Annotated in this window: 10 protein-coding genes; 5 read left to right on the top strand and 5 right to left on the bottom strand. The window is 70.8% G+C overall.

The window, feature by feature from the left end:
• The first annotated feature begins 138 nt into the window (after nt 1–138).
• From AOK08_RS07330 to AOK08_RS07320, 3 genes are all read left to right on the top strand, one after another.
• Complete coding sequence (locus AOK08_RS07330) at nt 139–492, top strand: hypothetical protein (RefSeq protein WP_055524634.1); 354 nt, start codon at nt 139–141, stop codon at nt 490–492.
• Nucleotides 485–736: a hypothetical protein gene (locus tag AOK08_RS07325; RefSeq protein WP_055524633.1), complete on the top strand. Its 252-nt coding sequence runs from the start codon at nt 485–487 to the stop codon at nt 734–736. Before AOK08_RS07330 ends, AOK08_RS07325 begins: the two co-directional genes overlap by 8 nt.
• A 343-nt stretch (nt 737–1,079) precedes the next feature.
• A complete protein-coding gene (locus AOK08_RS07320; protein ID WP_055524632.1) occupies nt 1,080–2,456 on the top strand; it encodes a S41 family peptidase in 1,377 nt (458 codons plus the stop codon).
• A 100-nt stretch (nt 2,457–2,556) separates the two neighbouring features.
• Here the strand turns inward: AOK08_RS07320 and AOK08_RS07315 are convergent, their stop codons facing one another.
• Nucleotides 2,557–3,126 carry a TIGR03086 family metal-binding protein gene (locus tag AOK08_RS07315; protein ID WP_055524631.1) on the bottom strand — a complete coding sequence of 190 codons (570 nt, stop codon included), beginning with the start codon at nt 3,124–3,126 and terminating at the stop codon, nt 2,557–2,559.
• Nucleotides 3,127–3,394: 268 nt separating this feature from the next.
• On the opposite strand from AOK08_RS07315, the gene AOK08_RS07310 reads away from it, so the two are divergent.
• The gene (locus AOK08_RS07310; RefSeq protein WP_241826862.1) at nt 3,395–4,585 is read left to right on the top strand and encodes a UDP-N-acetylglucosamine--N-acetylmuramyl-(pentapeptide) pyrophosphoryl-undecaprenol N-acetylglucosamine transferase; all 1,191 of its coding nucleotides are present in this window, start codon (nt 3,395–3,397) and stop codon (nt 4,583–4,585) included.
• Between the two features lie 43 nt (nt 4,586–4,628).
• Here AOK08_RS07310 and AOK08_RS07305 read toward each other — a convergent pair whose 3' ends face one another.
• From AOK08_RS07305 to AOK08_RS07295, 3 genes are read right to left on the bottom strand one after another with little or no spacing between them, the layout of a single operon-like run.
• Complete coding sequence (locus AOK08_RS07305) at nt 4,629–5,651, bottom strand: hypothetical protein (protein ID WP_055524630.1); 1,023 nt, start codon at nt 5,649–5,651, stop codon at nt 4,629–4,631.
• Entirely contained in the window at nt 5,648–6,937 is a 1,290-nt protein-coding gene (locus tag AOK08_RS07300) for an MFS transporter (protein ID WP_055524629.1), read from the bottom strand. Before AOK08_RS07300 ends, AOK08_RS07305 begins: the two co-directional genes overlap by 4 nt.
• Nucleotides 6,938–6,942: 5 nt before the next feature.
• Nucleotides 6,943–7,833, bottom strand: a complete 891-nt coding sequence (locus tag AOK08_RS07295) for an alkaline phosphatase family protein (RefSeq protein ID WP_055524628.1) — start codon at nt 7,831–7,833, stop codon at nt 6,943–6,945.
• A 320-nt stretch (nt 7,834–8,153) separates the two neighbouring features.
• Here AOK08_RS07295 and AOK08_RS07290 point away from each other — a divergent pair, with 320 nt between their 5' ends.
• Nucleotides 8,154–8,870 carry an alpha/beta hydrolase gene (locus AOK08_RS07290; RefSeq protein WP_079053888.1) on the top strand — a complete coding sequence of 239 codons (717 nt, stop codon included), beginning with the start codon at nt 8,154–8,156 and terminating at the stop codon, nt 8,868–8,870.
• Nucleotides 8,871–9,363: 493 nt separating this feature from the next.
• On the opposite strand, the gene AOK08_RS07285 is transcribed toward AOK08_RS07290, so the two are convergent.
• A partial coding sequence (locus tag AOK08_RS07285) for a UDP-glucose dehydrogenase family protein (protein ID WP_055524627.1) occupies nt 9,364–10,667 on the bottom strand: 1,304 nt, incomplete at its 5' end.

Here is a 10,667-nt window from a genome sequence, read left to right as displayed (position 1 = left end):
GAAGACGGTCTGGGCGGAGTGGGGGCTTGCGGCCACTCCGTGTGGTGCCGTTCCGCTCATCGGAGCCAAGAAGTGACGGGAATGGCGTTAGCGTGGGCATGTGCCGGAACGCGGCTCGACGAGTGGAAGAGGCGGCCGATGACCATGCCGTATGCGGACAGAGACGGTTCACTCATTCCCCGGCCCGAGCTGACGCTGCCCGACCTGCGGCAGGCTGTCGCCACCGTTGTGCCGTCCAGGCTGCCCGAGTTCTTCGAGGACCTGCAGAAGGCCTTCGTACGCGCCGGGGACGAGGACAGCGTCGTACCGATCCGGATGTTCTACCAGCAGTGGGGCGTCGTCGTGGAGATCGAGAGACACCCGGACACCGCGCGCCGACTGCACGCCGCCGAGCAGGCGATCAGCAGCGCCGACCCTGATGTCCGGGAGCGGGCGATCCAGGAGGCCGGCGAGATCATCCAGGCGGCTCATCGTGAGGTCGCCGGTGGCTGACTGGCACTGGGAGCCGTTCCAGGACGACCTGCTGGACGGCCTGCCAGAGGTGGCACGCGTCGAGACCGATCGGCTGGCCAACGAGATCGCAGTACGTGAGTCCATGGTCTTCTTGGAGGGGGCCGCCTACACCGGGCCAGGGCCCGGCGTACGGACGGAGAGCCGAGGGCTGCTCATGCTCACCTATCTGACTGACATCCGTGGTGAGCGGATCGTGGTTGTGCAGGTGGGCTGGTTCGGCTGACTCTCTGGCAACGCCTTCCTTCGCGAACTCGCCGAGTACGAGATCGAGGATGTCCGGGCGCTCGGCCAGTAAGTCGTAGCCGGGCCCCCTGGCAAGCTGGCGCTGGGCTCGGCGCTGCACGGGCCGACCGTGACTAATTTCGGTGCCAAGGGCTGTACCGATGTTCAGCGCGGCATGGTCCGCGCCGGTCGGTCCCTCGATGCGATTGCCCCGAGCGCTGCCGGTAGTGGGTGGGGTGCTGGCCCCACCCACTATCAACCGGGCAGCCGGATGGCCGGGTGAACGCCCTGTCGGCGACCGTTGGGGCTGTCCCGAGCAAGTCGCCCACAGAGAAGGCAAGATCTTGCGCATCGTCACTGTCACCGCCGTTGCCCTGTCCCTCGTCGGCGGAGCCGCGCCGGCTGCCACCGCCCACCGGCCGGCCGCCGACGGAATCTGGCGTATGGACGGCTACGGCACAGTGCTGTCCATCCGGAATGGGACCGTCCAGGAGTACCAGACCACAGCCGTCAGTTGCCTCAAGGGCGACGTCGCGCAGCGGACCGGCCCAGGCACCTACACCACGCCCGACGGCACTGTCCTCACCGTGCGCGTCCAAGGAGACCGCGACCGCGCGTCCATGCGGGCCGACAGCTCCGTCGGCGACCGGAACCTGCGCCGGATCCCGGAGTTGCCCGACGCCTGCACGCGTCCGGCCCCCGAGAGCCCGCTCGATGCCTTTGACGTCTTCTGGCAGTCCTTCGAGGAGAACTACCCCTTCTTTGCCGCCAAGGGCATCGACTGGCACGCCGTACGCGACCAGTACCGGCCCAAGGTGCACGCGAAGACGACCAGGGACGAGCTCTTCGCCGTATTCAGCGAGATGGTCAAGCCGCTCCACGACGCCCACGTCGCCGTTCAGGACGGCGACCGCGTCTTCGCACAGGTTCGCCCCGGCACCGTCCTGCCCACCCAGGAGTTGGACACCAAGGTCAAGAAGTTCATCGTGGCGCGCGACCTCAAGGACGCCCGGAACCTCCAGGACTTCGCCAACGGACGGATCACCTACGCCGACCTCCCCGGCGGGCAGGGCTATGTGCGGATCTCCGGCTTCGGCGGGTACGTGGCCGGTGGGGCCCCCTACGCCGCCCAACTGGCCGAGCTCGGCAAGGCGCTGGACACGATCCTCAGTCAGGAGCGCACCCAGCGCCTGAAGGGCCTGATCATCGACCTGCGGATCAATGGCGGCGGCTCCGACGCCCTGGGGATCCACATCGCCGAGCGCCTCACCGGCACGCCCTACCTCGCCTACTCCAAGCGGGCCCGCAACGACCCCGCCGACCCCACACGGCACACTCGCCCCGAGCCCGTGTACGTAACGCCCGCTCAGGGCCCCCGTTACACCGGGCCGGTCGCCGTGCTGACCGGCGGCTCGACCGTCAGTGCGGGGGAGACCTTCACCCAGGCCCTCATGGACCGGCGCGGCAGGACGGTCCGGATCGGGCAGCCCACCCAGGGCGTCTTCTCGGACGTCATGCAACGCATGCTCCCCAACGACATGTCTGCCTGGCTGCCGAACGAGGAGTTCCTGACCCGGTTGGGCAGGACCTTCGACGGCCCGGGCATTCCGCCGCACCTCACCGAGCCGGTCTTCACCGAGGAGGAGTTCGACAAGAACAGGGACTCGGCCTTCGACAGGGCTCTGAACGTTCTGCGGAAGCACGGCGGCACCACGAACTGACGCAGGAGCAGCGGGTCAGTTGCTCACCACTGCGTTTCATCAATGCCCGGAGATCATCAGCGGGCCGGGCTCCGGGACGGTCGGTCGCACTCGATCGGTCTCACCGTTGCGGTGGGACCGGCCGGCCGAGAAACGCGGCAAGCCGATCAATGGCCGGAGCGGTCTCCTCGACGGGGCGCGGCTCGGCGAATCGTCCTGTTCGGGACTGGGCGGAAAGCTGAGCCTGCGCGAACGCCAGAGCCTGCTCGGCGAGGTCTTCGGGCAGCCGGGCAGGGATTCCGGTGGCCTGGGCGAGGTCCCATCCGTGAGCGAGCAGATCGTAGAGGCGGATCTGCAGGCGCTCGGCACCCGTGGTACTCCCCAAGGGGCCGCGATACTCCCGCTCAAGCACCCCGGGGCCGGAGAAAGCCGCCAGCAGTGAAGCGCTGGAGGACCGGTAGGCGCCGACCGGGTCGTCACCGAGGGGGTCTGTTCCGCGTTCGGGCATCGGACCACCCTCGATCATGGCCGCGAACACCAGGTCCATACCGACCAGGTGGGCCACCACCTCGCGCACGTTCCATTCTGTGCACGGCGTCGATTCCCTCCACTGCTCGGGGCGGACCTCGGCGAGCAGGGCGCCGACAGAACTGCACGCGCGGGCGAGATCTTCGACGGAAACGGTAGCCATCCGGGGAGACTACGGCGTCAACTGGCGGGCTGCCCAAGGATTTGCATCGCCGGCTCCAGTACCAGGGGCTCGTCCGCCGCCTCGGCAATCCACGCCGACAGCACGACAGAAGTATCCCTGCACAGCCCGAGCCCAAAGCATCCGGCCATAAACGCTCGGTGGGATGGCGTTCCGCTCGTCGGAGCCTGAGGCCGTGCGAGACCGAGTTCCAGTTGTGGCAGGCTCAAGTCCTGGCCTGAGCAGCGTTCGAGAGTGACTGGACTTCTCCGTGAACAGTGAGCACCGCATTCCCCCCAGGGCTGGACGGCCCTTCCGTCTCATCGTTACGGGCGGTGGCACCGGCGGGCATACGTATCCGGCTCTGACCGCGGTCCGTACCCTCCAGGCGCGGCTCGCAGGGCAGGGCGGCGGGCTGGATGTGCTGTGGGTGGGCAAGGCCGACAGCCTGGAGTCCAGGGTCGCGGCCGCTGAGGGGATCGCGTTCACGTCTGTGGCGACGGGCAAGATCCGGAGGTCGAGCAACCCTCTCAAGCTGGTCTCGCCCTCGAATGTGGCGGACATGAGCCGTGTTCCGCTCGGGGTGCTCCAGGCCCGGAAGGCGATCAACGGTTTCCGCCCCGACGTCGTACTGGCGACGGGCGGATACGTCGCGGTGCCGGTCGGTGTGGCGGCGACGCGGCTGTGCCGGGTGCCTTTGGTCGTGCACGAGCAGACCGTGCGGCTGGGCCTGGCCAACCGGACGCTCGCCGGAGCGGCGACTCGTGTCGCGGTGTCGTCGGAGTCGACGCTGCCGTTGCTGGCAGAGAGCGTGCGGGCCGCCGCTGTGGTCACCGGTAATCCGGTGCGGCCCGAGGTGTTCACCGGGCAGGCCGGCAAGGCCATTGAGGCGCTGGGGCTGGGCGGATTCGACCGTCGGCTGCCGACTGTTTACGTGACCGGCGGTGCGCAGGGCTCGCAGCAGATCAACCACCTCGTACGCGACGTGCTGCCCTGGCTGCTGGAGAACGCCAACGTGATCCATCAGTGCGGTCCCGACAATGTCGGGGAGTTGCGGCAGCACACCGCGAGTCTGTCGGCGTCCAGCGCGGCGCGCTACCACCTCACCGGGTACGTGGGGGCCGAACTGCCCGATGTGCTCGCGCTGGCCGACCTGGTGGTCTCCCGCAGCGGTGCCGGGACGATCGCCGAGCTGACCGCGCTCGGCAAGCCGGGTGTGTTCGTACCGCTCGCCACCTCGGCCGGCAACGAACAGGTGCACAACGCCCGCCACTTGGCGGACAACGGGGCCGCACTCGCGCTGGTCGACGACATCTCCGCCGAGCGGCTGCGCGATGCGGTGGCCCCGCTGCTGACCGATCCCGGTCGACGCTCGACGATGGCGGAACGGGCCCGTGCGTACGGCCGTCCGGACGCCGCCGAGCGACTGGTCGACGTGGTGCTCGCCGCTGCTGGGGCGTAGGGCTTCGGAGAGCGGCCAGGGGCGGCGTCAGGGAAGCCCGCCCTCACCCCAGGTAGGCGGGGGCGAGGGCGGAGGTCATGAGTCTGCGGGCGCTGCCGCTGCCGTCGGCGGGGACGGTCCACAGGTCCGAGCCGTAGTCGCCGGGGAGGGCGTAGACGAGGGTGGAGTCGGTGGCCCACAGGGCCTGGTCGTCGATGTTGCGGTGCTCGGCGGTCGCGGTCTCCTTCATGGTGCGCAGGTCGAGGACGTACAGCCGCCAAGGGGCGTCGGGCGAGACTCCCTTGACGCGTTTCTTGTAGGCGATCCGGGTGCCGTCGGGCGAGAGCGAGGGGCATTCGACGTTGCGGTGCAGGGTGGTGAGGGTGCGGGCGGCGATGTCGCCGCGGACCAGGTAGGTCTGGCCGCCTGTCGCCAGGGTGGCGTAGAAGCGGGCGTCGTCGGCGAAGGTGACGCCCCAGATGTTGGTGTCCGCGGCGCGGTAGGGACGGCCGTCCTTGACGATGTGGAAGGTCTCCAGGTTGTCGTCGATGGCCCAGGTCCGGGTGTCGACAATGGCCGTGCGGGTGGAGAAGTCGGTGCCCGCGTAGGAGTCTCCGCTGATGAAGACCGTCCAGGCCACCAGGTGGCCGGAGGGCGAGACACGGGCGCGGGTCGGGATGCCCGCTGCCGGAAAGCGGTGCAGCTCGTGCAGGTGCGAGTCGAGTACCACCGCTCGGTAGGTGTCCTCCAGTGCGCCGTGTACGGCCTGTAGGCAGATGCCCGTACCCGCCGCCGCGTGGAAACGCAGGCACTTGACCGCCGACGCGGTGCGCGGCCCCTGCGGATCGTCGGCGGGCACGGTCGCGATCTCGTCGCGGTGCGGGCCCCAGGCCAGGTTGCGCACCAGCAGTCGACGGCCGGTCGTCGGCCGGAGCGAGACGGTACCGGCCAGCACGGTCGGACCGTTCGCCTGCTGCTGGTCACGCATGCCCGACCGGTGGGCGGTGTACAGGACCGCCCCGGCGCCGACGCCCCCGAGCAGCAGAACGGCGACCGCCAGGATCACCAGACGGGTGGTTCTGGTCATGTGGGCACCTCATCGGCGGTACGGAGGACGAACGAGGCCACGACGGCGCTGACGGCGAGCGCCCCGGCGGTGACGGCGAGGGCCGTCCGTCCGCCCCACAGGCTCCAGGCCGCGCCGAAGGCGAGCGAGCAGGCGAACCGGGCCAGTGCCTGGCCGGTGCCGACCAGCGCCTGCCCGGCTCCCTGGTGCTGTGCCGGCACGGCACCGGCGGTGGCGGCCGCGAGGACTCCGTCGGTGGCGCCGTAGAAGGCGCCGTGCAGGACGAGGACGGCGACCACGGCCGGGGCACCGTGCCAGGGGGACAGCACCAGGCCGTAGCCGAGCAGCAGGACGCCGTGGCCGGCCAGGAAGAGCCGACGCCTGCCGACGCGGTCGGCGAGGGCACCGAGCGGAAAGGCGAGCAGCAGGAAGACCGCGGCGGTGCCCAGCGGCAGCAGCGGGAAGAGGTGGGCGGGCAGGTCCCCTTCGCGCTGGAGCAGCAGATAGAGGAAGGAGTCGCTGACGGTGGTGAGGCCGAGCAGGGTCGCGCACACGGTGAGCCTGCGCAGTTCGGGGCGGCGCAGCAGCCCGAGCGCATCCCGCAGCACCGGCCGGGGCGGCATGGGCGGTTGGGGTAGCTGTACGGCGGAGGTGGGGGCGGCGACAGGGGCGATGCGACCGGGCACGAAGAGCACCAGCACCAGAACCCCGAGTACCGCGACGCAGCCGCTGACCGTGAAGACCGCGTCGTAGCCGTCGACGGTGGCGCGCAGTACGGCGAAGGCGATGAGCGGGCCGAGCAGCGCGCCGGTGGTGTCCATGGCACGGTGCACCCCGAACGCCCGTCCCCGGTGCTCGGGTTCGGTGGCCAGCGAGATCATCGCGTCCCGGGGAGCGGTGCGCAGCCCTTTGCCCGTGCGGTCGGCCGCGAGTACGGCGCTGATCACGGGGAGGGTGTGGGCCAGCAGCAACAACGGCTTGCACAGTGCCGACAGGCCGTAGCCGAGGCCCGCCACCACTTTGTGCCGGCGGCCTCCCCGGTCGGCGAGATGGCCTCCGGCCAGCCGGACCAGGGCACCGACGCCGTTGTTGATGCCGTCGAGGAATCCGAAGCCGAGCGGCGAAAGGCCGAGGCCCGCGACGACGTAGAGCGGCAGGACGGCCGTGACCATCTCCGAGGAGATGTCCGTGATGAGGCTGACCGCACCCAGGGCCAGCACGGTGCCGGGCACGGCGGCCGGCCGCCGCCCCGGACGGGTGTCCGGGGCGACGGCGGCCTTCGTGCTGCGGGAGTCCGCGAGATACACAGGCGTCAGTTCCAGATGCCGGCGATGTCGGAGGCCGAGGAGGCGTTGCCCGCGTGCGCGGTCAGACCCGCCAGATCCTCCACGGTGCGCAGGACGTTGTAGTGGTTGTACGTGGTGGAGGTGGAGCTGCCGGGGATGACGTGCTCCCCGTAGAGGACGGTGGGGATGCGGTTGCCGGACAGCCTGTTGTCCTCGTCGAAGGTGACGGCGAGGATGCTGTTGTGGGTCTTGGCCCAGGTGGCGTAGGCGCCCAGCTTGTTCTGGATCCAGGTGTCGCCCGTGGAGACCGAGCAGTCGTGCATGTCACTGCACAGGTTCGGTACGACGAAGGAGACCTTGGGCAGGGTCGTGTAGTCGGTCGGGAACTGCGTCATGGTCTTGGCGCTGCTCGTCGGCACGTTGGAGAAGCCGAACCACGGGTTGTGCTTCTGCGCGTAGTTGCCGCTGCTGCAGGTCGTCGAACCCTGGCTGGGCAGCGACTCGTTGTAGCTGGCCCAGGTCTTGCCGGCGGCGATCAGCTCCGAGGCGAGGTTGGGCGCGGAGAGGGACCCGACCGAGACGCAACTGTCGTCGGTGCGGCCCTGGTTGGAGCCCGAGAACAGCATGTAGTAGTTCGGCTCGCTGGGGTGGGTGAGGCCGAAGGACTGGGTGAGGTTGGCGCCACCCGCCTTGAGGGTGTTGTTCAGGTAGGGGGCGCTGGAGCTGCCGATCACCTGCGAGTAGGCGTGGTTCTCCATCACCACGACCACCACGTGGTCGGGGGCCGGGAGAGCCGCGGCCTGAGCGGTGGAGGCTGTGGCGGCCCACACGCCGATCGACGTGGCGGTGAGGGCGACGGCCCCGGCGAGTGCGGCGAGGGGGCGGCTGTTGCGCTTGGAAGCCTTGACGGCGGCCATGACTGTCCTCCGGACAGTAGTGACGGACGTACATGAGGAGGGCGGCGCCGCAACCATAGGAGCCCTGAGCCGGAACTGCGTGAAGGTCAGACGAACGCTGGGTCCCACCGGGTAAAGGTCGCACCAGGCACAGGTCACGCACAGGTCACGCACAGGAAAAGTCGACGGCCACCGTGGCGCGCGTCGGGGCCGATCGGCCAGGTTGTCGGCTCGGCACGCCGTGGGCTGATACTGAGCGGGGGCTGCTGCCAGGGTAAGTCAGACCGAAACGGACTGTGAAGCTACGGTCTGTCCGGGGACGGTCGGAACAGGGAAGGGCAATGATGGCGCGGGACGAGGACGCTTCAGGGAGCGCGTTGACGGTCTGGCGCGGTCCTGCCCGGCCGCGCGCCGCGGTGCTGGTGCTGCACGGTGGGCAGGAGCGCAGCGAGCGGCCCGCGCGCCCCGGGCAGCTCGCCGCGCTGCGCATGGAACTCGTTCTGCGGGCGGTGGCGCGGGCCGTACCGGACGATGTGCTGATCGCCCGGGTGCGGTATCGCGTGCGCGGCTGGAACGGCGAGCGGGCCGACCCCGCGCACGACACCCTCCGGGCGCTCGACGAACTGGCGCACCCCGTCCCCACCGTGCTCGTCGGGCACTCCATGGGCGGGCGCGCCGCGCTGCATGCCGCCGGGCATCCGCTGGTGCACGCGGTGGTCGGGCTGGCGCCATGGTGGCCGCCCGGGGAGCCCGTCGCGCAGACCGCCGGGCGCACGCTCCTCGCGCTGCACGGGGATCGCGACCGGACCACCTCGCCCGCCGATACCGCCGAGCTGCTGCGCCGGGCCGAGGGGACCGCCGCACGGGTCGGGCAGGCGCTGATCGCGGGCGGTGACCACGCGATGCTCCGCCGGTACCGGACCTGGCACCGGACGACGGCCGCGCTCGTGGCTCACCTCCTGGACCCCGGCAGCAACCCCGACCCCCTGCCGGCGACGCACCGCCCCGAAGCCGATGGTCCCCGGCCGCATCCGGACGCCGCTCCACGACAGAAGTGACTGGTACGCACGCCACGGTGCGGGTGCGGGTGCGGTCCGGCACCGGTACGGGGGCCAGGCGATCCGGTGACTGCGCATCCGGTCGCGCCCGCCCCGGTCGCGCCCTCAACTCTCCCCGACGGTACGTACGCCGCCGGGTACCCGAACTCGCCGATGTCCAGGGCGACTACTTCCCCGACCCGAAGGGGACCAGGCCCCGGACCTCCGCGTACGGGGAGACCTGGGCCCCGCACCTTCCCGTACGGGGACGTGCGCCTCGAAGTGTGAGGCTGTCGCGAGATCTTCCAGGTCGCGCCGAGCACCTGGACCTGGACCGGGACCTGGACCGGGACCGGGACGGTGGACATGCCGACCAGGCGGCGAGGGGAGACGGTGGCCCTCGCCGCGAGACCCGCCTCCCCGCCTCCCCGCCTCCTCACACCTCGATCGCACCGCGCGGTGGTGACGAGGGCGGCGCGGCTGCGACGAGCCGCCGCCCGAGCCAGGCGTGTGATCAGGGTCGGCCCAGCGCGCGGTACTCCCAGCCCGCGCTGCGCCACTCCGCGGGGTCGAGGGCGTGCCGGCCGTCGACGATACGGCGCCTGGACACGACCGCGCCGAGGGCGTGCGGGTCGACCTGCCGGAACTCGGACCACTCGGTGAGCAGCACCACGACATCCGCCCCGGCGGCCGCGCTGAGCACGTCCGTGCCGTAGGTCAGCTCCGGGTAGGCGCGCCGGGCGTTCTCGGTGGCCGCGGGGTCGACGACGGTCACCTCGGCACCGGACTGGTGCAGGGTTCTGGCCACGTCCAGCGCCGGAGCGTCGCGGATGTCGTCGGAGTTGGGCTTGAACGCCGCGCCCAGCGCGGTCACCCGGGCACCGGCGAGCTCTCCGCCGGCCAGTTCGCGGACCAGGTCCACCGTGCGTGCCCGGCGCCGCTGGTTGATGGCGTCGACCTCGCGCAGGAAGGCGACGGCCTGGCCGACACCGAGTTCCTCGGCGCGGTGGCTGAAGGCCCTGATGTCCTTGGGCAGGCAGCCGCCGCCGAAGCCGAGGCCGGGCTTGAGGAACCGGCCGCCGATCCGGTCGTCGTAGGCCAGCGCCTGCGCGAGGCCCGTGACGTCGGCGCCGGTCGCCTCGCAGACCTCCGCCATGGCGTTGATGTAGGAGATCTTGGTGGCGAGGAAGGAGTTGGCGGCGACCTTGACCAGTTCGGCGGTGGGCAGGTCGGTGACGACCACCGGGGTGCCCTGGGCGATCACCGGGGCGAAGGCGGCGCGCAGTTGCTCCTCGGCCCACTCCGACTCCGTACCGAAGACCAGCCGGTCGGGCCGCATGGTGTCGTCCACGGCGTAGCCCTCGCGCAGGAACTCCGGGTTCCAGGCGAGTTCGACGTCCGTCCCGGCCGGCGCCGTGCGCTGGACGAGGTCCGTCAGCCGGGCGGCGGTGCCCACCGGGACGGTGGACTTGCCGACGACCAGGGTGCGTCTGCGCAGGTGCTGGGCGAGTTCTCCCACCGCGCTGTCGACGTAGCGCATGTCCGCCGCGTGCGAGCCCTTCTGCTGGGGCGTGCCCACGCAGATGAAGTGGACGTCGCCGAATTCGCCGGCCTCGGCGAAGTCCGTGGTGAACCGCAGCCGGCCCGTGTCGAGGGCCTTCGCGAGCAGTTCCGGGAGGCCGGGCTCGAAGAAGGGCACCTCGCCCGAGCTGAGCCGCTCGATCTTGGCCGGGTCGACGTCCACGCCGAGGACGTCGAAGCCCAGGACGGCCATGCAGATGGCGTGGGTGGCGCCGAGGTAGCCGGTGCCTATGACGG

The organism is Streptomyces graminilatus (genome assembly GCF_001418565.1).
Classification (GTDB): domain Bacteria; phylum Actinomycetota; class Actinomycetes; order Streptomycetales; family Streptomycetaceae; genus Streptomyces; species Streptomyces graminilatus.
Note: the sequence above shows the minus strand (reverse complement) of the source record. Positions and strands in the feature narration are given on the sequence as shown.

Excerpts from the sequence above, each read along its gene's own strand:
- AOK08_RS07330 (WP_055524634.1), top strand. The coding sequence starts at position 139 with ATGACCATGCCGTATGCGGACAGAGACGGTTCACTCATTCCCCGGCCC.
- AOK08_RS07315 (WP_055524631.1), bottom strand. The coding sequence starts at position 3,126 with ATGGCTACCGTTTCCGTCGAAGATCTCGCCCGCGCGTGCAGTTCTGTC.
- AOK08_RS07305 (WP_055524630.1), bottom strand. The coding sequence starts at position 5,651 with ATGACCAGAACCACCCGTCTGGTGATCCTGGCGGTCGCCGTTCTGCTG.
- AOK08_RS07295 (WP_055524628.1), bottom strand. The coding sequence starts at position 7,833 with ATGGCCGCCGTCAAGGCTTCCAAGCGCAACAGCCGCCCCCTCGCCGCA.
- AOK08_RS07290 (WP_079053888.1), top strand. The coding sequence starts at position 8,154 with ATGATGGCGCGGGACGAGGACGCTTCAGGGAGCGCGTTGACGGTCTGG.